Source organism: Agrobacterium sp. AGB01 (assembly GCF_014851585.1).
Lineage (GTDB): Bacteria > Pseudomonadota > Alphaproteobacteria > Rhizobiales > Rhizobiaceae > Agrobacterium.
This window is the reverse complement of record NZ_JACVAB010000001.1, coordinates 545,098-568,005: the sequence shown is the minus strand read 5'-3', so window position 1 is coordinate 568,005 and position 22,908 is coordinate 545,098. Positions and strand designations below refer to the sequence as shown.

Annotated in this window: 19 protein-coding genes; 8 read left to right on the top strand and 11 right to left on the bottom strand. The window is 54.4% G+C overall.

Annotated features, from left to right (window positions below; all coding sequences use genetic code 11):
- Positions 1-10: 10 nt before the first annotated feature.
- Positions 11-1,561, top strand: coding sequence for an iron ABC transporter permease (locus IB237_RS02645; protein WP_192487839.1), 1,551 nt, complete (start codon positions 11-13; stop codon positions 1,559-1,561).
- A gap of 316 nt (positions 1,562-1,877) precedes the next feature.
- Here the strand turns inward: IB237_RS02645 and IB237_RS02640 are convergent, their stop codons facing one another.
- The 5 genes from IB237_RS02640 to IB237_RS02620 form a co-directional block, all read right to left on the bottom strand.
- Positions 1,878-2,699: an ABC transporter permease gene (locus IB237_RS02640; RefSeq protein ID WP_192487048.1), complete on the bottom strand. Its 822-nt coding sequence runs from the start codon at positions 2,697-2,699 to the stop codon at positions 1,878-1,880.
- A 10-nt stretch (positions 2,700-2,709) separates the two neighbouring features.
- Positions 2,710-3,615 carry an ABC transporter permease subunit gene (locus IB237_RS02635; protein ID WP_192487047.1) on the bottom strand — a complete coding sequence of 302 codons (906 nt, stop codon included), beginning with the start codon at positions 3,613-3,615 and terminating at the stop codon, positions 2,710-2,712.
- Between the two features lie 11 nt (positions 3,616-3,626).
- Positions 3,627-4,784, bottom strand: a complete 1,158-nt coding sequence (locus IB237_RS02630) for an ABC transporter ATP-binding protein (RefSeq protein WP_192487046.1) — start codon at positions 4,782-4,784, stop codon at positions 3,627-3,629.
- A gap of 117 nt (positions 4,785-4,901) precedes the next feature.
- The gene (locus IB237_RS02625; RefSeq protein ID WP_192487045.1) at positions 4,902-5,996 is read right to left on the bottom strand and encodes a polyamine ABC transporter substrate-binding protein; all 1,095 of its coding nucleotides are present in this window, start codon (positions 5,994-5,996) and stop codon (positions 4,902-4,904) included.
- Between the two features lie 128 nt (positions 5,997-6,124).
- Positions 6,125-7,543 (bottom strand): XRE family transcriptional regulator, encoded by a 1,419-nt coding sequence (locus IB237_RS02620; protein ID WP_192487044.1) that lies wholly within the window; start codon positions 7,541-7,543, stop codon positions 6,125-6,127.
- 235 nt (positions 7,544-7,778) lie between these two features.
- Between IB237_RS02620 and aceA the strand changes: the two genes are divergently transcribed.
- Positions 7,779-9,068: an isocitrate lyase gene (aceA, locus tag IB237_RS02615; RefSeq protein WP_192487043.1), complete on the top strand. Its 1,290-nt coding sequence runs from the start codon at positions 7,779-7,781 to the stop codon at positions 9,066-9,068.
- 65 nt (positions 9,069-9,133) lie between these two features.
- Entirely contained in the window at positions 9,134-9,379 is a 246-nt protein-coding gene (locus IB237_RS02610) for a hypothetical protein (RefSeq protein ID WP_192487042.1), read from the top strand.
- Positions 9,380-9,448: 69 nt separating this feature from the next.
- On the opposite strand, the gene IB237_RS26395 is transcribed toward IB237_RS02610, so the two are convergent.
- Together IB237_RS26395 and IB237_RS02605 are read right to left on the bottom strand one after the other, a co-directional pair.
- Positions 9,449-9,583, bottom strand: coding sequence for a hypothetical protein (locus tag IB237_RS26395; protein ID WP_256435677.1), 135 nt, complete (start codon positions 9,581-9,583; stop codon positions 9,449-9,451).
- A 184-nt stretch (positions 9,584-9,767) separates the two neighbouring features.
- Complete coding sequence (locus IB237_RS02605) at positions 9,768-10,949, bottom strand: NAD(P)/FAD-dependent oxidoreductase (protein WP_192487041.1); 1,182 nt, start codon at positions 10,947-10,949, stop codon at positions 9,768-9,770.
- Between the two features lie 127 nt (positions 10,950-11,076).
- On the opposite strand from IB237_RS02605, the gene IB237_RS02600 reads away from it, so the two are divergent.
- The 5 genes from IB237_RS02600 to edd all read left to right on the top strand — a co-directional run bounded on the left by IB237_RS02600 (position 11,077) and on the right by edd (position 18,217).
- Positions 11,077-12,513: a glutamine synthetase family protein gene (locus IB237_RS02600; RefSeq protein WP_192487040.1), complete on the top strand. Its 1,437-nt coding sequence runs from the start codon at positions 11,077-11,079 to the stop codon at positions 12,511-12,513.
- A 125-nt stretch (positions 12,514-12,638) separates the two neighbouring features.
- Positions 12,639-13,925: an FAD-binding oxidoreductase gene (locus IB237_RS02595; protein ID WP_192487039.1), complete on the top strand. Its 1,287-nt coding sequence runs from the start codon at positions 12,639-12,641 to the stop codon at positions 13,923-13,925.
- Positions 13,926-14,086: 161 nt separating this feature from the next.
- Positions 14,087-15,562, top strand: a complete 1,476-nt coding sequence (gene zwf, locus IB237_RS02590; RefSeq protein ID WP_192487038.1) for a glucose-6-phosphate dehydrogenase — start codon at positions 14,087-14,089, stop codon at positions 15,560-15,562.
- 12 nt (positions 15,563-15,574) lie between these two features.
- Positions 15,575-16,273 (top strand): 6-phosphogluconolactonase, encoded by a 699-nt coding sequence (pgl, locus tag IB237_RS02585; RefSeq protein WP_192487037.1) that lies wholly within the window; start codon positions 15,575-15,577, stop codon positions 16,271-16,273.
- A 123-nt stretch (positions 16,274-16,396) separates the two neighbouring features.
- Positions 16,397-18,217: a phosphogluconate dehydratase gene (gene edd, locus IB237_RS02580; RefSeq protein ID WP_192487036.1), complete on the top strand. Its 1,821-nt coding sequence runs from the start codon at positions 16,397-16,399 to the stop codon at positions 18,215-18,217.
- Between the two features lie 78 nt (positions 18,218-18,295).
- On the opposite strand, the gene IB237_RS02575 is transcribed toward edd, so the two are convergent.
- The 4 genes from IB237_RS02575 to IB237_RS02560 all read right to left on the bottom strand — a co-directional run bounded on the left by IB237_RS02575 (position 18,296) and on the right by IB237_RS02560 (position 22,908).
- Positions 18,296-18,652 carry a hypothetical protein gene (locus IB237_RS02575; protein WP_192487035.1) on the bottom strand — a complete coding sequence of 119 codons (357 nt, stop codon included), beginning with the start codon at positions 18,650-18,652 and terminating at the stop codon, positions 18,296-18,298.
- Positions 18,653-18,948: 296 nt separating this feature from the next.
- Positions 18,949-20,040, bottom strand: a complete 1,092-nt coding sequence (locus tag IB237_RS02570) for an ABC transporter ATP-binding protein (RefSeq protein WP_192487034.1) — start codon at positions 20,038-20,040, stop codon at positions 18,949-18,951.
- A gap of 18 nt (positions 20,041-20,058) precedes the next feature.
- A complete protein-coding gene (locus IB237_RS02565; RefSeq protein ID WP_192487033.1) occupies positions 20,059-21,714 on the bottom strand; it encodes an alpha-glucosidase family protein in 1,656 nt (551 codons plus the stop codon).
- A 33-nt stretch (positions 21,715-21,747) separates the two neighbouring features.
- On the bottom strand, positions 21,748-22,908 hold the full coding sequence (locus IB237_RS02560; RefSeq protein ID WP_192487032.1) for a carbohydrate ABC transporter permease: 1,161 nt from the start codon (positions 22,906-22,908) through the stop codon (positions 21,748-21,750).

Sequence of the window (22,908 nt, the reverse complement as noted above, 5' to 3'; positions counted from 1 at the left end):
CTGGATTGCCATGAGCGGTGGTGTTGGAAACTGGGAGCATTTGTTTGCCTATGTGTTGCCACGCGCCGGTGTTAGGACGGTATTGCTGCTGTTGTGCACCGGCTTACTGGCAACTTTCTTCGGTGCCTTGACCGCTTGGCTGGTCACGACATTCGAATTTCCGCTGCGGCGTATCCTGTCTCTGGCGCTCGTTCTGCCGCTCGCCATCCCTGCCTATCTGGCGGCCTATGCCTTTGGCGAATTTTTCGATTTTACCGGGCCATTGCAGACGGCAGTGCGTGAAGTGTTCGGCTATCACAGCATCAAGGATTACTGGTTTCCGGACATTCGCTCGCTGGGTGGTGCGGTGCTGGTGCTCAGCTCAGTGCTTTACCCTTACATCTATCTGTCTGCCCGCTCCGCGTTCAGCATGCAGGGGCGGTTTGCGGCCGAAGCTGCCCGTACCATGGGGGCTTCATCCTGGCGGATTTTCTGGCAGGTGCAATTGCCGATGGCGCGCCCGGCGATCATGATCGGCCTGACACTGGTGCTTATGGAAACACTCAATGATATCGGCGCTGTCGAATATCTCGGTGTACAGACACTCACCTTCACGATTTATGAGACGTGGTTGAACCGTGGCAGCCTGGCTGGCGCCACGCAGATTGCTGCGGTGGTATTGCTGATTGTTGGTTGCTTGATTTTGTTGGAGAGAACAGCGCGCAAACGTCAACGCTTTTCCACCCAGAAAACCACGATGATGGCGCAGCGGTTCCTTCTAAGACCGCTGACTGGTCCCAGGAAATGGCTGGCGACCGTCACCTGTGCGATCCCGGTTTTGATCGGTTTTGCCATTCCCGTTCTGGTGCTTGGCACCTATGCAGCCAAAAGGCTAGACGGATTTCTGTCTCCCAAGCTGCTGAAAGCGCTATGGCATAGCCTGTCTGTTTCAGGCACCGCTGCATGCCTGACGCTCGTCATGGGTTTCGTGCTGTCTTACGCTGCCCGCGCCAATGCATCGCCTGTAACGCGCACAGCTGGCCGCGTCGCGTCGCTGGGTTACGGAATCCCCGGCACTGTTCTGGCGATTGGCGTGCTTATTCCGCTTGCCGGCTTTGACAATCAGGTCGACGCTTTCATGCGCAGCACATTTGGCTATTCAACCGGTCTGATGATGAGCGGAACAGCCTTTGCGATCATCTACGCAAGCACAGTGCGTTTCATGACCATGGCAGAAGGATCACTGGATGCCGGCTTCCAGAAGCTTTCCCCACATATGGATATGGCGTCACGAACTCTGGGTCGCACAAAACTACAAACTCTTGTTTCGGTGCTCATTCCCAATATGCGACCGGCAGCACTGACTGCATCGCTATTGGTGTTTATCGAGTCTTTGAAAGAATTGTCAGCGACAATTCTGCTGCGCCCATTCAGCTTCAATACGCTGGCAACACTTGTCTATGAGGATGCCTCGCGCTCGAAGGTACAGGATGCATCTGTTGCGGCCATCATCATCATTGCAGCAGGGCTTATTCCGGTGGCACTGGTTTCACGATCGCTAGAACAGCGACCGTCTGAATAATCACCCAAAAAGAAAGGCAGCTAACGCTGCCTTAAAAATTAATGCTGTTCAACGAAAGGAGGAGTAGGCCGACATCATGTCTGTAGGACCAGAGGTCCTTGCGCCATCCACTCATCGGATGGCCCCACGTTGGTTTACTTTTGTCAAACGCCTCTTAACAGTGTGTTAAAAACCGCCCCAATCTATCAATGGCAAAAACTCGCGCATGTCTTTTGACATATGCCTTAAACCGACACCGGATTGCCTTAGAGCCAAATGCAAAGCGCGCCAGAGTTTGACCCTGACGCGCCTGATAGCTTCAAACCTACAATGCTGTTCAGCCTGCCGCAGCCTTGGCCGCCGCATGCTCATCACGAATGCGTTGCAGCTCCGTCCGTTTCGAGGCAATCGACGCAAAGATCACACCCATGGTGACCAGACCGATCAGGATCGTACAAATCGCATTGATTTCTGGTGTCACACCAAGGCGAACTTGCGAGTAGATCTTGATGGGCAGCGTCGTGGCTCCCGGTCCTGTCGCAAAGCTGGCAATAACCAGATCGTCAAGCGACAGGGTAAATGCCAGCATCCAGCCTGCAAGAACCGCAGGGAGAATAAGTGGCAAGGTAATGCGGAAGAAGGTTTTGACAGGTGGGCAACCAAGATCCTGCGCCGCTTCTTCAAGACTGCGATCAAAGGTCAAAAGGCGTGATTGCACGACGATTGCCACGTAACACATGGTGAATGTGGTGTGGGCAATGACCACCGTCCAGAACCCTCTGTCGACACCAACCGCCACAAACAACAGCAACAGCGAAAGACCGGTGATGACTTCTGGCATGACGAGCGGTGCATAGATCATACCGGAAAACAGCATGCGTCCCGGAAACCGGGCAAAGCGTACCAGCGACAGCGCTGCCAATGTGCCGAGGATAGTGCCAAGGGTGGCGCTCAACACACCGACCCGGGCTGTCACCCAGGCGGCATCCATCAGCCCCTGGTTTGACCACATGGCACTGTACCATTGCAGGGAGAAACCACCCCATACGGTGACCAACTTAGAGGCATTGAACGAATAGATCACCAGAATGATGATCGGGATATAAAGAAACGCAAACCCGAGGGTAAGGACGGTTACGTCAAACTTTCTGTTCTTCATCGCCCTGCCCTCACACTTTCTGCTGCTGGTTTTGGAAGATGGCGATAGGAACCACCAGCACCAGAAGAAGAAGCACGGCAACAGCCGAGGCAATTGGCCAGTCACGGTTTCCGAAGAACTCGGTCCACAATGTCTTGCCGATCATTAATGTTTCCGCACCACCCAGCAGATCAGGGATAACAAATTCACCCGTAATCGGGATGAAGCAGATCATGGAGCCGGCAATCACACCCGGCATGGAAAGCGGGAAGGTAATTTTCCAGAAGGCTTTCCATGGTGGGCAACCAAGGTCGGTTGCCGCCTCCAATAGGGTATTGTCGAGTTTTTCCAAGGCTGAATAAAGCGGCAGCACCATGAATGGCAGATACGAATAAACCATGCCGATAAACACGGCCGTTTCCGTACGGAAGATATGGACCTGCTGATCAGGCGCCATAAGTCCCAGCCATTGCAGGAACACTGTCAACAGCCCCTCTGGTTTCAGAATTCCGATCCATGAATAAACGCGGATCAGGAACGAGGTCCAGAATGGCAGGATCACCAGCATCACCAAGGTCGGGCGAATGGTGGACGGTGCACGCGCCATGGCAAGTGCCATCGGATACCCGATCAGCAGCAACATCAGCGTCGAAATGAAGGCAATTCTTACCGAAGAAAAATAGGCATTCACGTAAAGTGCGTCTTCAGTGAGAAAGAGGTAATTGTCAAAATTGAGTTGCGATAGAAAATCGCCGATAGCGCCGAAACCCTCAAAAACCGGCGTATAAGGCGGCATGGCAATCGCCGTACCAGACAGCGATATTTTGACAATGATAAAAAACGGCACGGCAAAAAACAGCAGTAGCCAGAAATAAGGAATTGCTACTACCAACCAGCGTGCAAGACTTTGTTTGTTTTCCGAAGAGGCCGTTGCCATAAGAACCTCCCTTAGTTGGTCAAAACCATACCGGAATCTGGTCGCCAGTTGAGCCACACCGTATCATCAAAGGTGATCGGGCGATCAACAAGGCGGGACACGTTGGCTTGAGCCGCACGCATGATGCGGCCGTCCGCCAACTTGACGAGGAACACCGAGAAGTCCCCGAGATAACCGATGTCCCAGACCTGCCCACTGACTGCATTTGTCGTGGTATCTGCTGGTGGATCGATGGTGATACGGACCTTTTCCGGTCGAATGGCAAAGGCAACCTTGCTGCCTACTACGGCCTTGCAATCCTGCTCGACTGTCACACCCAAACCTTCACAATCGAGAAGGACGGTTCCGGGTTTGCCGACACCTGCCATATTGGACGACACGGTTGCCTCGAATATGTTGATATCGCCAATGAAGTCCGCAACATAGCGGCTGTTGGGTGCCTCATAGATTTCCGCAGGAGTGGCAACCTGAACCACATTACCCTTGTCCATGACCGCGATACGGTCGGAAACGGTCATCGCCTCTTCCTGATCGTGGGTCACAATCAGGAAGGTCAGGCCCAGGCTTTGCTGGATATCCATGAGTTCGAACTGGGTTTCTTCGCGCAGTTTTTTGTCTAGCGCGCCAAGCGGCTCATCCAGCAACAGAACCTTCGGGCGTTTGGCAATCGAGCGCGCCAGAGCAACGCGCTGTCTTTGACCGCCCGACAGCTGACTTGGTTTGCGTTTTGCAAACTCCGTCAGCTTGACCATGCGCAGCATTTCTTCAACACGCGCCGATATGTCGGCCTTGGGCAAACCATCCTGCTCCAGGCCGAACGCAATGTTCTTTTCGACCGTCATGTGCGGGAAAAGTGCGTAGGATTGAAACATCATGTTGGTCGGTCGTTTGTGCGGCGGGGTACCTGAAATATCCTTGCCTTGCAGCAGGATACGGCCTTCCGTCGGCTCTTCAAAACCGGCCAGCATGCGCATCAGCGTGGTCTTGCCACAGCCGGATGGTCCCAGCAGCGAGAAGAACTCACGTTCATAGATATCAAGTGTCAGATTGTTGACGGCGACAAAATCACCAAAGCGTTTGGTGATGTTTTCAAACCGGATGAAGGGTACGGATGCGGGATCGTCCCAGGGACTGAATTTTCGTTTTACAGGTCCGAGAGACTTCGCCATTCGCAATCCCCTAAAAATAACAATGAGGCGGGCAAATGGTAGTTGCCAGCCCAATAAGCTGGCAACCAATGGTCAGAAACGCGCCCGCCGGCCGTTTCTAAACCAGCGGGCCCAAAATCAGCTACCGGTTTTTATCTGTGTCCAGACGCGGTTCAGAACGCGCTGTTCTCTCGGTCCATAAGGGGAGATGGTGAAGAGCTTCTTCATCGTCGCTTCGTCAGGATAAACCGCCGGGTTCTTGGAAACGGCTTCATCCATCAACGCCTGTGATGCCAAGTTGCCGTTGGCGTACTGAACATAATCAGACGCCTTGGCGATGACTTCCGGCTTCATCAGGTAGTTGATGAAGGCATGAGCTTCGTCAACATTCTTGGCATCCGCAGGAATGGCAAGGTTGTCAAACCACATGTAGGTGCCTTCCTTCGGAATGACGTAGTCGACAGTCACACCGTTCTTGGCTTCTTCAGCGCGCGTCTTGGCCTGAAGAATGTCACCGGACCAACCAATGGTGATGCAGGTATCGCCATTGGCAAGTTCGTCGATATAGGCAGACGAGTTGAAGGTCTTTACCGATGGACGGATCGCCTTGTAGACTTCACCACCAGCTTCCAGATCAGCAGCTTCCTTGCTGTCCGGATCCTTGCCGATGTAGTTCATTGCAATTGCGAAGGTTTCGTCCGAAGCATCAAGAATGTTGATGCCACAGCTCTTCAGCTTTTCGGCATTTTCAGGCTTGAACAGAATATCCCAGCTATCGATTTTCACGTCACCGAGAGCTGCTTTAACCTTGTCGACATTGTAACCAATGCCTGTTGTGCCCCACATGTAGTTCACGGCATATTCATTGCCGGGGTCGTACTTGGCGAGACGCTCACTGACTTCCGGCCACATGTTGCTAAGGTTTGGAATTTTGGATTTGTCGAGCTTCTGAAACACACCTGCCTGGATCTGGCGGGCGAGGAACGGTGCAGTTGGCACGACAACGTCGTAACCGGAGTTACCGGCCAGCAACTTGGTCTCCACCAGCTCGTTGCTGTCAAAAACGTCGTAGACAACCTTGATGCCGGTTTCCTTGGTGAAATCGGTCAGGATCGATTCGTCGATATAATCGGACCAGTTGTAAACATGGACCACTTTTTCCTGTGCGAGGGCCGTACCGGCCATCAACATTGCGGCGAAGGCGACAGACATACCAAGTGAGCGCTGCGTCATGATTTCTCCTGTTAATACGCCTTTCGAAGCAGGCGGCATCCCCTTTTTGAATGAGACTAGAAAGGAAAAAGATTATCGGCAAGCGGGAAATGTGCAGTGCAGAATTTTCCCACTTCACTTTTTTGGAGTTACTGAAAATCAAAAACACTCAATCCTGTAACCATTTCATCCAAACCCAATGGACGGGTTACCGGCGCTTGTGCTCTTGAGAGACAACCGGAGCGTTCGCACAGACGACAGGAAACCCCGATGCCAACGGTTCCACTGGTTACTCTGGCAACATCACCATAGATTGTCTCGGCGCCCTGAGTGATATCGCAGGCCAGCAAAATCGCTGTGCGCCGCACCCTTTCACCAAAGGCTGTTTTTGGACCCTCGATCGTTCTGGCGATTGTCAAAAACGTGTCCCCATCCAGCACCTCGGCCGCTTCGGCCATAAGTTGTCCCGGCTGACTGAAGGCAGCGTGGATATTGAGCCGCGGACAGAGGCCACCAAAGCTGGAATGCGGAAAGCCATGCGCCCCGATCTTGCGAAAGCGATTGCCCGCCTGATCAATCTCCATCAGGAAAAAGGCAATGCCAGGCGCACTCGACCGACCCAAAGAGACAAGTCGATTGGCGACCTGCTCAAAGGATACCTGAAACCGTGAGGCGAGAAGATCCAGATCATATCTGAAACGCTGAGCCGCCGCGAGAAATGAGCCGTAAGGCATGATCAGGGCATGAGCAGCGTAGCGGGCAAGCTCAAAACGCGCCAGGCGTTTGGCTTCTGGGCTACTGAGGTCCAGTGTTTCCAGCGACGCCTGTATCTCCGGCTGGAGCATCAGAAGGCATGCCTCCATCGCCATTTCCTGCAGCCGGTCAAAAGGTGACAACCGTTCGGACAGAAACAGCCGCATGGAATGCCTGTCATACCGTCTGCGAAGATTTGGCATCGCATGGATGGGCAAGGTGCGCACCACGACGCCGTGCGTTTTCTGCAGCCAGGTTTTCAAGGCTGCCGGCAGGTCGTCACCCGGTTTCAACTGCTCATGGAATGTTTCGGCCGCGTCATCGATCGCCGCAAAATAATAGCTGCAATGTTCAAAGGCATCGCGCACCTCATCAATCGGCAACCGCGCCGATGAAAGAGACGATCCTTGACCATCCCTCGCCATCAAGCCCGCCAGGTCAGACAGCCGTTCAGCCTGTTCGCGGTAGGCCCGATACAGTTTCATGATGCCGCCGGCCACATTGGGTGCAGCATCTGCCACCTCGACCAGTTCCTGCGGAGATGGCACCTCCCCCGTCAGCAGCGGATCGGCAAACACTTCCCGTAACTGCGTGGCAACACCGCCGCTTTCACCCTGTAATTCATCCAGGTCAATCTTGTACACAGACGCCAGCTTCAACAGCAGCTGCACGGTCAAGGGGCGCTGGTTGCGTTCGATCAGGTTGAGATAGGACGGCGAAATGCCCAACCCCTCTGCCATGGAGGTCTGCGTCAAACCAAGGCCATTGCGCATGCGCCGCACACGCGGGCCTGCAAAAATCTTATTCTCCGCCACAGGCTCCTCCCTTTGACAAGAATATTACAAGATCGAGCTGTCGTTATTTTTACAATTTTACAACTTTACTACAGCTGTCAGTAAAAGATACTACATCCTAACCTCTTTCAAGTCACTGATTTTATGTTTCCAATAGAACTAAACGGAGTGATTATGTAAATTCAGTCATAGAAATCTGAGACATTCTTTTAGGAAGAAACGTCTCCTTTTCTATTTGTACATACGGGAGAGAGATATGACTGATTTTTACAATCTGGTACCAAACGCACCCAAAGGCCGTTTTGACGGCATCGAGCGGACATATACCGCTGAAGACGTGAAGCGTCTGCGCGGGTCTGTGGACATTCGTTACTCCCTCGCGGAAATGGGTGCAAACAGACTGTGGCAGCTTCTGGAGCAGGATGATTTTATCAATGCGCTGGGAGCACTGTCGGGCAATCAGGCCATGCAGATGGTTCGCGCCGGCTTGAAGGCGATTTACCTCTCGGGTTGGCAGGTTGCCGCCGACGCAAATACTGCGTCAGCCATGTATCCTGATCAGTCTCTCTACCCTGCCAACGCGGCACCGGAGCTGGCAAAACGCATCAACCGCACCCTGCAGCGGGCAGACCAGATTGAAACATCTGAGGGCAAGGGCCTGTCGGTGGAGACATGGTTTGCACCGATTGTTGCCGATGCGGAGGCCGGTTTTGGTGGTCCGCTCAATGCCTTCGAAATCATGAAGGCCTTTATCGAGGCGGGTGCCGCCGGTGTTCACTATGAGGACCAGCTGGCATCGGAAAAGAAATGCGGGCATCTGGGCGGCAAGGTGCTGATCCCGACAGCGGCCCATATCCGTAATCTGTCTGCTGCGCGCCTTGCCGCAGACGTCATGGGTGTCTCCACACTGGTGATCGCCCGCACCGACGCCGAGGCTGCCAAGCTTTTGACATCCGATATCGATGAACGCGATCAGCCCTTCGTCGATTACGATGCCGGCCGCACGGTTGAAGGTTTCTACCGCGTCAAAAACGGTCTTGAACCCTGTATCGCACGCGCCAATGCCTATGCGCCTTACTGCGACCTGATCTGGTGTGAGACATCAAAACCGGATCTCGAGCAGGCACGCAAATTTGCCGAAGGCGTGCACAAGGTTCATCCGGGCAAAAAGCTCGCCTATAACTGCTCGCCATCATTCAACTGGAAAAAGAACCTGGACGACGCAACCATTGTCAAGTTCCAGCGTGAGCTTGGAGCAATGGGTTACAAGTTCCAGTTTATTACACTTGCCGGTTTCCATCAGCTCAACTACGGCATGTTTGAACTGGCACGCGGATACAAGGACCGGCAGATGGCCGCCTATTCGGAATTGCAGCAGGCTGAATTTGAAGCCGAGATCAACGGTTACACGGCGACAAAACACCAGCGTGAAGTTGGCACCGGGTATTTCGATGCGGTCTCAGTGGCAATTACCGGCGGGCAATCATCCACAACCGCCATGCATGAATCGACTGAACACGACCAGTTCCGCCCTGCGGCTGAATAACTGGCACTGCGAAACCTCGCATCAAAAGTCCAATCGGGACCGATGCGTCAAAGGAGGAAAAGGAAATGGCTTCTATTTCGAGAGTTCGTGAGCGGGCCGAGGAACAGTCTTCGGCCATGACACAAGACCAGCAGGCCGCCATCCGTATGTTGGCCAATGATCTGCATCGCCTCAATCAGGCGGTTATGAATGCGGTTGAGGCGGGTGTTTCGGTTGAGCTGGTTCGCTCGGCACGCCACCACAGCGGCGGCGGCAATTGGGGTGATCTGTTGATCCCTGTTATCGTTGCCCAGAACAACGCGGCAGCCTGACCTTAAACTGGACACAACAAGCCGGGCGGTTCACTGCCCGGTTTTTTTTTCTATTTGGATTGCGAGAAACTACGCCAACAGCAGCGCGCAAAGCGTGGCGAAAGCACCAGCGGCAATAAGCGTCAGTCTGAAGATGAGGAGCTGCTTACTGCCCTCTGCGCGGGCAATAGCAATTGCGCGGGCACGTCTGCTGTTGTTTTTCATGAGCGGTTCCTAACGAGAAACATAACCGGCATGCCGCTTGGCGGCGCCCAGCAGCACATCATGTAACGGTATAAACCGCGCTGGTATCAAGCAGGATGCCTCGACGCTTGTTAACAAGTCCTTAATGAACGCTGTGTTTCACCATCGCCATTAAAAATGACTTAACTCGTTGTTTTATTACAGATCAAGCCGTTTCGCCTGCCGCATGGCCACTCGCCCATGCCCACTGGAAATTGTAACCGCCAAGCCAGCCGGTTACATCAACACATTCACCGATAAAATACAGGCCTGGGACGGTTTTTGCCTGCATATCCCTGGAGTCGAGACAGTTTGTATCAACGCCGCCGAGCGTGACCTCCGCCGTGCGGTATCCTTCCGAACCCGACGGTTTTATCTGCCAGTTCTGGATCGCTTCAACCAGGGTCGCCAGCTTGCGATCAGCCATATCCGCCAAGGGGCCGGTTATACCGGAAGCTTCGACGGTATACTGCGCCAGACGTTTCGGCAGGATATCTCCCAGCACCGTCTGCGGTGATTGTTTGCCATTGCTTTTGCGGGCTTCTTTCAGCCGCTCCAGAATATTGGTGTCCGGTTCCAGCTTCAGACGGATGGTTTCGCCTTCCCGCCAATAGGATGAGATCTGCAGGATCGACGGCCCGCTTAAACCACGATGGGTAAACAGCAAAGCTTCGCGGAAACTCGTTTTGCCTGATGATACTTCAGCAGGTACGGCAACGCCTGAAAGCACGGACAGATTTTCCAGCAAGGTTGGATCAAGCGTTAAGGGCACAAGGCCGGGCCGCGTCTCGATGATCGGCAGGCCGAATTGTTCAGCCACACGATAGGCAAAACCAGTCGCGCCCATTTTGGGAATGGATTTGCCACCGGTCGCAATAACCAGACTTTGTGCCTCGATCACACCTGATGAGGTGGCGACGCTGAAGCCACTTTCGGTTTTTTCCACACCGGAAAGTTCAGTCTGCAACAGAAGCTCAGCGCCAGCCTCGCGCATTTCTTTCAACAGCATGGCAATAATATCTTTGGCGCTATTGTCGCAAAACAATTGCCCAAGGGTCTTTTCGTGCCAGGCAATGCCGTGTTTTTCGACCAGCGTCAGAAAATCGGCGGGCGTATAACGCGCCAGTGCCGACTTGGCGAAATGAGGATTTCCCGACAGGTAGTTTTTGGCCGTGGCATGAATATTGGTAAAGTTGCACCGCCCGCCACCGGAAATTCTGATTTTTTCACCCGGTGCCTTGGCGTGATCGACAATGATGACCGAGCGTCCACGCTGGCCGGCGCGGATGGCACACATCATGCCCGCAGCCCCTGCCCCCAGCACCAGAACATCGCATCGCCGAACCATTTTTTATCCTTTGCTATCTCTTGCCTTGTCTTTTCAGAACATGGAGCAATGTCAATGCGGTTTCCCCCTCGCCAATTGCCAAACTCTGGTTATGATAGCGCCATTCGAAACAGACCTTCGGTGATTTATGCCTGCAAAGAGAACCATGCTCCGCCCAAAAAAATCGGCAACCATGGCAAAACCGGCAGCTCCAGACCTTTCCTCTACTCGTGGCGTTTCCTCCTGGCGTGAAGCCGCACAATGGTTGCGGGCACGGGGTATCGAGGACATTGAGTGCATTACACCGGACCTTGGCGGTGTACCGCGCGGCAAGATGATGCCGACCTCGAAATTTACCGGCGATACATCGCTGGCGCTGCCATCGGCACTTTATCGCCATACGATTTCCGGCGAATATCCTGACGAAACCGCGAACTTCCGTTATGAGCCACGCGACAGCGACCTCAAGCTCGTCCCTGACCTATCGACACTGTCGGTTGTGCCATGGGAAAGCGATCCAACCGCACAGGTTATCTGTGACGTGGTTGACGCCGAAGGACAATCCGTTCCCTATACCCCACGCAACGTGCTGAAAAACGTGCTGTCGCTTTATGCGGAGAAGGGTTGGAAGCCGGTTGTTGCGCCGGAAATCGAATTTTATCTGGTCGCCATGAATGATGACCCCGATTACCCGCTGCACCCACCAAAGGGACGCTCAGGACGTTCGATTGTCGGCGGACAGAGCTATTCAATTGCCGGTATCAACGAATTCGACGAGCTGATCGACGATATCTACCACTTCTCGGAAAAGCAGGGTCTTGAGATCGACACACTGATCCACGAAGAAGGTCCGGCACAGCTTGAAATCAACCTGCGCCACGGCGATCCCATCGAGCTTGCCGATCAGGTTTTCCTGTTCAAGCGAACCATTCGCGAAGCAGCCCTCAAGCACGGTATTTATGCAACCTTCATGGCCAAGCCCATGCAGGGACAGCCAGGCTCGGCAATGCATATTCACCAATCGGTGCTGAATATCGAAACCGGCAAGAACATTTTCTCGACCGATAGTGGCGATGCATCGAAGGAGTTCTTCCATTTTGTTGGCGGCATGCAACGGTATGTTCCGAACGCACTGGTGATGCTGGCACCTTACGTGAATTCCTATCGCCGTCTGACGCCTGATATGGCCTGCCCGGTGAACAATGCGTGGGGATATGACAATCGCACCACCGCGTTCCGCGTACCGATTTCCGGTCCGTCGGCACGGCGTGTTGAAAACCGCCTGCCCAGCTCTGACGCCAATCCCTATCTGGCATTGGCCGCATCGCTGGCGTGTGGTTGGCTTGGCATTGTCAATGAAATACAGCCGACGGAACCAACCTATGAAACTGCCAATGAAGGCTCCATCGAGTTGCCGCGCGGTCTGCTGGAAGCGGTTGCGCTGCTGGAGGGAGAGCCGGAACTGGAGCGGGTGTTTGGCCATGAGTTCGTTGGTCTTTATGCCGGTCTGAAACGGGGGGAGTTCGAAACGTTCATGCAGGTTATCAGCCCGTGGGAGCGGGAATTCCTGCTGCTGAACGTTTGATCCTACGGCATCGCTGCCATGGTCGGGACGACCTTCGGAACACGATGCGTAGAATTGAGTAACTTGGAGCACGCTCATGTGTCTGGCCGAAGGGTGGGCGCTCCAACACCGTCAAGGAATGTGCAATGACATGGCAAAGCCCGATAGCTCCCGGAATTTCCTGGTATCAGGCAACGATTGCTGACCGACCTGAATATCCCGCGATGGATGGGTCGAGAGAGGTTGAGGTCGCCATTATCGGTGGCGGTTTCACTGGCCTGCAAGCCGCCTATAATCTGGCTTTGAAAGGCATTTCCGTTGTTTTGATTGAAGCGCACCGCTTTGGTGACGGTGCATCGGGCCGCAACGGTGGCCAGTTCGGCACCGGTCAACGGTCATGGCCGGATGAACTGGAAGACGAGATCGGTTACGAGCGCTCCAAGGGCCTGTTCGATCTAGCAGAAAATGCCAAACATTACGTGCTGGATTTCGCCGCCGCCCATGGCATCGACATGGAGTATCTGCCGGGTCAGTTGAATGTCGCCCACAAACAGGCCTATGAAAAACATTATCGTAAAAGTGTCGAGGCGGTGGTCGAGCGTTATAATTACCCGCACATGTACTATATGGACAAGGCAGAGGCCGAAGAGCGCCTTGGCTCAACACATTATTATGGTGGCGTTCGCGACACCGGGACCGGCCATATCCATCCGCTGAAATTGTTGGTGGGGCTTGCAAAAGCCACCAAGGCCGCTGGTGCTGAAATCTATGAGATGACACCAGCGACCAGCCTTCGCCAGTCGAACGGCAAAACAATCATCGAAACACCTAAGGGCAATATAACGGCCCGTCGCGTGTTGCTGGCGACCAACGCCTATATCGGCAATCTGGAACCGGTCACCGCTGCCCATATCATGCCGATCCGCTCCTTTATTGGTGCGACCGCGCCACTGGACAAGTTCCCGAGAATTCTGCCGGGCAAGGAGGCGGTTGCCGATTCACGTTTCGTGGTTCGTTATTTCCGTATGACGCCGGATAACCGGTTGTTATTTGGCGGGCGCGAGGCCTATACGGCCGATACGCCACGGGACATTTCCACCCATATTCGCAAGCAAATTGCCGAAATCTATCCAGAGCTTGCCAATATCGAGATTACCCATGCATGGGGTGGCTCGGTTGGTATCACCATGCCACGCCAACCTTTCGTGCGTGAGGTGATGCCTGGCGTCATGTCGATCGGTGGTTACTCCGGTCACGGTGTGATGCTTTCCAACTACTGCGGCAAGCTGTATGCGGATATGCTGACGGACAAGGATCGAGCGCTCGAGCAGTTCTCATCTTTGAATGTCCCAGGTTTCCCCGGCGGGGCAACGTTGCGTGCGCCTCTGCTTTTCCTCGCATTGTCATGGTTTGCGCTGCGAGACCGTTTTTAATCGCCCGCTTCAGTCGGTGGGCATAACCATAGATAAACTTTCATTTTCGCCGGATAAAAGCGAAGTGACATCAAAATAATAATTCCCGACAACAAACTCTGGCGTTTTTAAATCGATTAGATTATCAATGCCCCCAACCCGTGAAGATCGAGAGAATCGGTATGAGCAGTCAAATTATTCCTGTTGACCCCTTTGATTGCGTCGTTTTCGGCGGCACAGGCGACCTGGCAGAGCGCAAGCTTCTGCCTGCGCTTTATCATCGTCAGGTAGAGAACCAACTCACGGACCCGACCCGTATTATCGGCGCGTCACGTTCGGTCATGACACATGAAGAATATCGCAAATTTGCCAAGGATGCTCTGAAAGAGCATCTGAAGTCGGGTGAATATGACGAAGCGCAGGTCACAAAATTCTGCGAACGCCTTTTCTACGTGCCAGTCGATGCGAAGTCCAACAATGGCTGGGATGCGCTCAAGAAGCTGCTGGAAGAAGGTAAGGAACGCGTTCGCGCATTTTACCTCGCCGTTGCACCGGGCATTTTTGGCGACATCGCCGACAAGATCCGCGAACACAAGCTGATTACCAAGTCGACACGTATCGTTGTCGAAAAGCCGATCGGCCGTGATCTCGCATCCGCTCTCGACCTGAACGACACGATCGGTCATGTCTTCAAGGAAGAGCAGATTTTCCGTATCGACCATTATCTGGGCAAAGAGACCGTTCAGAACCTAATGGCGCTGCGTTTTGCCAACGCTCTCTACGAGCCGCTGTGGAATTCCGCGCATATCGACCACGTACAGATCACCGTTGCGGAAGCTGTCGGCCTTGAAGGTCGCGCAGGTTATTACGACAAGGCTGGCGCGATGCGCGATATGGTGCAGAACCATATCCTGCAGCTTCTTTGCCTTGTTGCGATGGAACCTCCATCTTCACTCGATGCCGAAGCCGTCCGTGACGAAAAGCTGAAAGTCCTGCGTTCGCTGAGACCAATCGACAGCTCGAATGTCGAAAAGGCCACCGTTCGCGGCCAGTACCGTGCCGGCGCATCTGCCGGTGGCCCGGTCAAGGGTTACCTGGACGAGCTTGAAGGTGGCGTTTCCAACACGGAAACTTTCGTTGCCATCAAGGCTGAAATCGGCAACTGGCGTTGGGCTGGCGTTCCTTTCTACATCCGCACCGGCAAGCGTCTTGCCACGCGCGTTTCGGAAATCGTCGTTACCTTCAAGCAGATCCCGCACTCGATCTTTGACGACGCAGCCGGGAAGATCGAAGCCAACAAGCTGGTCATCCGCCTGCAACCGGACGAAGGCGTGAAGCAGTCCCTGCTCATCAAGGATCCAGGTCCAGGTGGCATGCGTCTGCGTCAGGTTTCGCTGGATATGAGCTTTGCAGAAGCCTTCAGCGTGCGCAGCCCGGACGCTTACGAGCGCTTGCTGATGGACACCATCCGCTCCAACCAGACCCTGTTCATGCGCCGCGACGAAGTCGAAGCCGCATGGGAGTGGGTCGATCCTATTCTGAAAAGCTGGGAAGACATTGGACAGGGCGTGCAGGGTTACACGGCTGGCACATGGGGTCCAAGCGGTGCGATTGCTCTTATCGAGCGCGACGGCCGCACCTGGCACGACGCCGACTAAGGAGATATGCTTATGGACGCACAGATGCATGTTTTCGAAAACGGCCCGGCGCTTGCTGAAAAGCTGGCCGCCGACGTTGCCGAACGCCTCAAGGCAGCGATCGCCGAGAAGGAAACGGCCAGTATCGCCGTTTCCGGCGGCTCTACGCCAAAGCTGTTTTTTCAGGCGCTGTCCAAGCACGATCTGGAATGGAGCAAGGTCAATGTGACGCTGGTCGATGAGCGTTTTGTTGCCGCAGATAGTGACCGGTCCAACCACAAGCTGGTTGCCGACAATCTGCTGCAGAATAACGCAAAGTCCGCATATTTCATTCCGCTTTATCAGGCGGCCGCAACACCGGAAGATGCTGCGACCCTTGCCACAGTAAAAACGGAACCGTTCTGCGATCCGTTCGACGTGGTTATTCTCGGCATGGGAACCGACGGGCACACCGCTTCGTTTTTTCCCGGTGGAGACAATCTCGAAGAAGCACTCGACCTCGATGAACCGCGCAGTGTTCTGACAATGGCGGCGGAAACCGCAGGCGAAGAAAGATTGACCTTCAATCTGTCCAGCCTGCACGATGCCCGCTTCCTTGTTCTGCACATTGAAGGTGCTGCCAAGAAGGAAACGCTTGAAAAAGCGAAGGCCGATCTGGACGAGGACGAAATGCCCATTCGGGCCGTGCTGAACAGGGCAGATTCGCCCGTAAATATCTATTGGGCACCCTGATTTTTCCGGCCGGATCGTGACCGGCCAGAAACCGGGTTTACCCCAAGACTGACAACAACATGAACATCGGCCTGTCCGTCCCAAGCGGAGGCCGATGGTCACCAACAGACAGGATGAACGCCCATGGCCGCCGATTCCCGTATTCAGGCAATCACAGACCGTATCGTTGAACGCTCCAAACCTTTCCGTGAAACCTATCTGGAGCGACTTAGGCTTCAGGTTTCAAAGGGTGTTCACCGCTCTGTTCTCTCATGTGGTAATCTGGCGCATGGATTTGCGGTCTGTTCCCCCGCCGACAAGGACATCCTTGCCGGCGACAAGGTTCCAAACCTCGGCATCATCACTGCATATAATGACATGCTCTCGGCGCATCAGCCCTATGAGATCTACCCGAACATCATTCGTGATGCGGCAAAGGAAGCTGGCGGCATAGCGCAGGTTGCCGGAGCGGTTCCAGCCATGTGTGACGGTGTTACTCAGGGGCAGCCGGGCATGGAACTGTCGCTGTTTTCGCGTGATGCCATTGCCATGACTGCCGGCATCGGCCTGTCGCACAATATGTTTGACGCTGCCGTCTATCTCGGCGTCTGCGACAAGATCGTACCCGGTCTGGTGATCGCCGCTTTGACCTTCGGTCATCTGCCCTCGATCTTCATTCCTGCCGGTCCCATGACAACAGGCCTGCCGAATGACGAGAAGTCCCGTATTCGCCAGCTTTACGCTGAAGGCAAGGTCGGTCGCGCCGAACTGCTCGATGCGGAATCTAAGTCCTATCACGGTCCTGGCACCTGCACCTTCTACGGCACAGCCAATTCGAACCAGATGCTGATGGAAATCATGGGCTTCCATATGCCCGGTTCTTCCTTCATCAATCCCGGCACCGAACTGCGCGATGCATTGACGCGTGAAGCGACGAAGCGCGCACTGGCGATTACCGCACAGGGCAATGAATTTACCCCAGCGGGCGAAATGATCGATGAACGCTCTATCGTCAACGGCATCGTCGGTCTCCACTCCACTGGCGGTTCGACCAACCACACCCTGCACCTTATCGCCATGGCGCGCGCTGCAGGCATTGTCCTGACGTGGCAAGACATTTCTGATCTTTCCGACGCTGTGCCGCTGCTGGCTCGCGTCTATCCGAACGGCCTTGCCGATGTGAACCATTTCCACGCTGCAGGCGGCATGGGCTTCCTCATCAAGCAGCTTCTCAAGCATGGTTTCCTGCATGATGACGTGCGCACGGTGTTCGGCCAGGGTCTTGAAGCCTACACGGTTGACGCAAAACTTGGTGAAAACGGCTCCGTCATTCGTGAAGCTTCCCCTGAGGTCAGTCATGATCCCAAGGTTCTTGCCAGCATCGAAACACCGTTCCAGCCCACGGGCGGCCTGAAAATGCTGACCGGCAATCTCGGCAAGGCCGTGATCAAGATTTCTGCCGTCAAGCCCGAGCGTCATGTTATCGAGGCACCGGCTGTGGTGTTCAACGATCAGCAGGAACTTCACGACGCCTTCAAGGACGGCAAGCTCAACCGCGACTTTATCGCTGTCGTGCGCTTCCAGGGACCAAAAGCCAACGGCATGCCCGAACTGCACCGCCTGACACCGCCATTGGGTGTGTTGCAGGACCGTGGCTTCAAGGTGGCGCTGGTGACTGATGGTCGTATGTCTGGTGCATCAGGCAAAGTGCCAGCCGCCATTCACGTGACACCCGAGGCCGTTGACTGCGGTCCGATCTCGCGTGTCCGCGATGGCGACATCCTGCGCCTGGATGCAGTCACCGGCACGCTGGAGATTCTGGTGAGTGCGGCAGAACTTGCTCGCCGCGAACCGGCCACGGTGGACCTGTCTGGCAATGAATGGGGCATGGGCCGCGAGTTGTTTGCGACATTCCGCCGGAATGCCGGACCGGCAGACCAGGGCGCCAGCGTTCTGTTCAACTGAACCAGTTTCCCTAAATATAAAAAGCCGCGTTGGTGACAACGCGGCTTTTTCATATCCAGACGATGGACATGCTCCAGACTACCAGGAACGAAGATCAAGGGTCCTATCGCGATGCGCCGGATGTGTGCTGAACACAAAAATCCGGTCCAGTTCCTTCTGAGTCAACAGACGGAGGAAACGTACCTGCATGGTGTTGTTGGCGTGGACCCGCATCAACACGCAACCAATCTTGCTGATACGGGCGTCAGGGATATCGAGATAAAATTGCTGCGGCAGGTTATACTGTGTCAAAAGAGCAAGAACGGCTTCCGACTGTGAAATCTTGATAACATCACAACGACGGGAAGCCATATTCATGACTGCTTTTTCAGTATATTCGATGCGCGCCGCGTTCATCGTATCTTCCATCTTAAACCGCCCCTCGCGGTCATACATGAAAGATTCTTCCCTGCTGAAGTAACTGCTTTTTTGAATATTAGGACGGGCGTTCACAATATTTCCCCACTGAATTTATGGGTTCATATTAAGATCAGAATCTTTAAAAGTTTGTTTGCGCGTTTCGATATGAAACACTTCGGTAAATGCAGTGTAACCGGCCGAAAATGGCTTGATTTTCAAGCACTCCGCACCCATCAAACACTTGAATTTGCCTCACCTTTCGCTTCCAGAAACTAACCTTCAAACCGCAAATTACGCAATTTGAAGGTTAGCAGAAGGTTTATAAATTCATTCTATTTGCGATAAGTCGCCCCGTTCGCGTCAAAGAGATGCAGTTTTTCTCTCATCGCATTAAACTTCAACGTCTGACCTTTCTGGACATTCGCGATGCCGGGGATTTTTGCGATGACCGGCTCCTGAACAACGCCACTGTCGATATAGAGAAGCGTGACCTCGCCCAAGGCTTCGACAATGGAAACCTTCCCTTCAAACAGGTAATCTTCACCGTCCTTGGCAATGTAAAGATCCTCGGGGCGAACACCAAAACTTGCCGGTTTACCAACCTCACTTTGCGGCGTCTCTACGGCAATGCGCAGGTTCTGGTTGCCGTTGAGTTCGAGCGCAGTTTCCGGACCAGTAGCGGTTATCTTGACTGGCAGGATGTTCATGGCTGGAGAGCCGATGAACTGGGCGACAAACAAGTTGGCGGGGCGTTCATAGAGATCAAGCGGTGCCCCGACCTGCTCCACACGCCCGGCATTCAGAACAACGATACGGTCCGCAAGCGTCATGGCTTCCACCTGATCATGCGTCACATAGATCATCGTGGTGTCGGGCATCTGTTCGTTGAGCTTGGCAATCTCGATACGCGTTGCAACACGCAGCGCTGCATCGAGGTTGGAAAGCGGCTCGTCAAACAGGAAAACCTTCGGGTTACGGCAGATGGCGCGACCAATTGCGACGCGTTGACGCTGGCCACCAGACAGCGCCTTTGGCAGGCGTTCCAGATACTGGGTCAGCTGCAGGATGTCTGCAGCGGCCCTCACCCTCCGGTCAATCTCCTGCCGGCTTTCCTTGGCGATCTTCATGCCGAACGCCATGTTATCATACACTGTCATGTGTGGATAAAGCGCATAAGACTGGAACACCATGGCAATGCCACGACGGGACGGAGGGATGTCGTTGACCAGTTGGCCATCGATAAACATCTCTCCGCCAGTGATGTCCTCAAGCCCGGCAATCATGCGCAACAAGGTCGATTTTCCGCAACCGGAAGGACCGACGAATACGATGAATTCGCCCTGTTTGATATCGAGATCGATACCATGCAGAACCTTTACCTGCCCATAGGACTTGCGAATGTCTTTAAGTGTCAGACCCGCCATTCTACCCTCCCCGTTTTCTCAGGCATAACGCGCAAAAAATGCGCCCCATGCAGGCAATTCAATATTGCGTCCGTTCAGACTGCTTTCAAAGCCATGGCCTTCCAGAACTTCCCAGTTGCCGTCAGGCAGTGCGGCCGTGGCAGCTGCCGGAGACAGGTTGAAGAAGCAGACGATGGTTTCGTTGCCCTTGGAGCGGGTGTAACCAACGACGCTGTCGCTGACCGGCAGAAACTCGATTCCGCCCTTGGCGAAAGACGGGTGCTGCTTGCGGAACGACAGGAAGCGACGATAATGCTCCAGAACCGAGGCGTCGTTGCCTACCTGCGTGCTGACGGCACGGGCCTTGTGCTCGGCAGGAATAGGCAGCCAGGTCTTATCAGAGGTGCTGAAACCTGCCTGTGCATGACCGGCATCCCAAACCATTGGTGTGCGGCAGCCGTCACGACCCTTGAATTCCGGCCAGAACTGAATGCCGTATGGGTCCTGCAGGTCTTCGAAGGCGATATCGGCTTCGGTCAGTCCAAGCTCCTCACCTTCGTAAATGCAAACCGAACCGCGCTGCGTCAACAGAAGGGCTGACAGCACCTTGGCATAGGCATCCTTGTCGGCCACATCTGCACCCCAGCGGCTGACGTGACGGACGACGTCGTGGTTTGAAAATGCCCAGCACGCCCAGCCTTCAGGCGCGGCCGTCGCAAAGGCTGCCTGAACATCTGCCACGCGCTGCGGGGTGAGCGCATCTGGAGCCAGGAATTCGAAGGCGTAGCACATCTGCATCTTGTCATCGCCGGAGGTATATTCCCCGACAATTTCCAGACCACGCTGACTGTCGCCGACTTCACCGACGGCGGCAATATCCGGGAACTCGTCCAACACGGCGCGGAAGCGCTTGAGGAATTCCAGGTTCTCCGGGCGGTTCTTGTCGTAGAGATGTTCCTGGAAATTATACGGGTTAACGGCCGGCGCAGTCGAAGCATTGCGGCGCTCTAGTGCAAGAGCCGGGTTGTCGCGTAGTTCCAAGTCGTGGAAGTAGAAGTTGATGGTGTCGAGACGGAAACCGTCCACGCCACGTTTCAACCAGAAACGGGTGGCATTCAACAACTCGTCCTGCACCTGCGGGTTATGCAGGTTGAGGTCTGGCTGCGAGGTCAGGAAGTTGTGCATGTAATATTGCATGCGGGTCGGGTCCCACTGCCAGCCCGGACCACCGAAAATCGACAGCCAGTTGTTGGGCGGCGTGCCATCCGGCTTTCCATCCGACCACACATACCAATCCGCCTTCGGGTTATCACGGCTGGAGCGGCTTTCGACAAACCACGGATGCTGGTCTGAGGTATGTGACATCACCAGATCGATCATGACCCGCACGCCCAGTCGGTGGGCTTCGGCGATCAGACCATCGAAATCGGCCAGCGTGCCAAACATCGGATCGACGTCGACATAGTTCGACACGTCATAACCGAAATCTTTCATCGGCGAGGTGAAGAACGGCGAAATCCAGATCGCGTCAGCGCCGAGGCGGGCAATATGTTCGAGGCGATCGGTAATGCCTTTCAGGTCGCCGATGCCGTCGCCGTTGGAGTCCTGGAACGATCGCGGATAGATCTGGTAGATGACAGCACCGCGCCACCAATCCTTGTCAGACTTGAGAGCGGATGTAACCGAAGACGTCATTGCAGTATCCTTGGTATAAGCATTCATGAAATATCAGCCTCCCTTGACGGAGCCGGCCAGCAGGCCGCGTACGAGATAACGTTGAAGGGCGAAGAAAACGCAAAGCGGCACGATGATGGTGACGAATGCCGATGCGGTAAGAATTTCCCAGTTACCACCGCGTGAACCAAGCAACGCATTAAGGCTGCCGGTCAACACCAGCTGATCTTTCTGGGTGCCAAGGAAGACCATGGCGACAAGCAGGTCATTCCATGTCCACAGGAACTGGAAGATTGCAAAGGATGCCAATGCCGGAAATGACAACGGCAGGATGATCTTGACGAAAATCTCGAAATCGCTGGCACCGTCAACACGCGCCGATTCAATGATTTCCTTGGGCAGACCGGAGATGTAGTTGCGCAGCAGATAGATGGCGAGCGGCAGGCCGAATGCCGTATGCGCCAACCAGATGCCGGCATAGGTTTTGGATGGTACGCCGAAGATGTTGCCGATCTCGTTGTAAAGCCGCAACAACGGAATAAGCGACATCTGCAACGGTACCACAATCAGGCCGACCACCATGGCAATCATCAGGGAACGGCCGGAAAAGCGCATCCAAGACAGGGCATAAGCGGCAAAGGCGGCAATGAGGATCGGGATGATCGTCGCGGGGATTGTCACCGTGAGCGAGTTGACGAAGGATTGTCCTATGCCTTCAGAAAACAGCACTGTGCGGTAGTTGTCGAAAGTGAAGACCGGCGGAGACAGAACGGATATGTAGATACGCTTGCCGCGAGAACCCTCAAAGCTCGCGTTCTTGCTGTACTCATAAGCGCCGTCCTTCTCTAGCAGAAGGTTTTCGCCATCCCCAAGATCCACAATTTCACCGGCCGGATAGGCAGCAGGTTCTTGAACGCGCACACCAAATGCGGAGACCTGACCACCCTTGCCATTCTCGAACACCGAGCCGGAGATGATGAACTTGTCACCCTCCTGCCGTTGCGTTGATGGATCAGCCAAGCGCACCGCTTCCGTTTGCGTTGAACTGGCAAAAGACGTCCACCAACCGGAGACGGTGATCTGATCCTTGTCACGTAGCGAGCTGACGAGGATGCCGAGTGTTGGCAGCAACCACAGAATGACGATCAACAGCACACTGGCATGAACGATCAGTCGTGGAAGGCCGACACGGCGAATACGTTTTACAATATCCAT

What these genes read in the sequence shown, in the direction of transcription:
- edd (WP_192487036.1), top strand. Translation starts at nt 16,397, where the DNA reads ATGGCCGCCGATTCCCGTATTCAGGCAATCACAGACCGTATCGTTGAA.
- IB237_RS02640 (WP_192487048.1), bottom strand. Translation starts at nt 2,699, where the DNA reads ATGAAGAACAGAAAGTTTGACGTAACCGTCCTTACCCTCGGGTTTGCG.
- IB237_RS02610 (WP_192487042.1), top strand. Translation starts at nt 9,134, where the DNA reads ATGGCTTCTATTTCGAGAGTTCGTGAGCGGGCCGAGGAACAGTCTTCG.
- IB237_RS02605 (WP_192487041.1), bottom strand. Translation starts at nt 10,949, where the DNA reads ATGGTTCGGCGATGCGATGTTCTGGTGCTGGGGGCAGGGGCTGCGGGC.
- IB237_RS02570 (WP_192487034.1), bottom strand. Translation starts at nt 20,040, where the DNA reads ATGGCGGGTCTGACACTTAAAGACATTCGCAAGTCCTATGGGCAGGTA.
- IB237_RS02630 (WP_192487046.1), bottom strand. Translation starts at nt 4,784, where the DNA reads ATGGCGAAGTCTCTCGGACCTGTAAAACGAAAATTCAGTCCCTGGGAC.
- IB237_RS02635 (WP_192487047.1), bottom strand. Translation starts at nt 3,615, where the DNA reads ATGGCAACGGCCTCTTCGGAAAACAAACAAAGTCTTGCACGCTGGTTG.
- zwf (WP_192487038.1), top strand. Translation starts at nt 14,087, where the DNA reads ATGAGCAGTCAAATTATTCCTGTTGACCCCTTTGATTGCGTCGTTTTC.
- IB237_RS02625 (WP_192487045.1), bottom strand. Translation starts at nt 5,996, where the DNA reads ATGACGCAGCGCTCACTTGGTATGTCTGTCGCCTTCGCCGCAATGTTG.
- IB237_RS02565 (WP_192487033.1), bottom strand. Translation starts at nt 21,714, where the DNA reads ATGACGTCTTCGGTTACATCCGCTCTCAAGTCTGACAAGGATTGGTGG.
- IB237_RS02595 (WP_192487039.1), top strand. Translation starts at nt 12,639, where the DNA reads ATGACATGGCAAAGCCCGATAGCTCCCGGAATTTCCTGGTATCAGGCA.
- IB237_RS26395 (WP_256435677.1), bottom strand. Translation starts at nt 9,583, where the DNA reads ATGAAAAACAACAGCAGACGTGCCCGCGCAATTGCTATTGCCCGCGCA.
- IB237_RS02575 (WP_192487035.1), bottom strand. Translation starts at nt 18,652, where the DNA reads ATGTATGACCGCGAGGGGCGGTTTAAGATGGAAGATACGATGAACGCG.
- aceA (WP_192487043.1), top strand. Translation starts at nt 7,779, where the DNA reads ATGACTGATTTTTACAATCTGGTACCAAACGCACCCAAAGGCCGTTTT.
- IB237_RS02645 (WP_192487839.1), top strand. Translation starts at nt 11, where the DNA reads ATGAGCGGTGGTGTTGGAAACTGGGAGCATTTGTTTGCCTATGTGTTG.
- IB237_RS02600 (WP_192487040.1), top strand. Translation starts at nt 11,077, where the DNA reads ATGCCTGCAAAGAGAACCATGCTCCGCCCAAAAAAATCGGCAACCATG.
- IB237_RS02560 (WP_192487032.1), bottom strand. Translation starts at nt 22,908, where the DNA reads ATGGATATTGTAAAACGTATTCGCCGTGTCGGCCTTCCACGACTGATC.
- pgl (WP_192487037.1), top strand. Translation starts at nt 15,575, where the DNA reads ATGGACGCACAGATGCATGTTTTCGAAAACGGCCCGGCGCTTGCTGAA.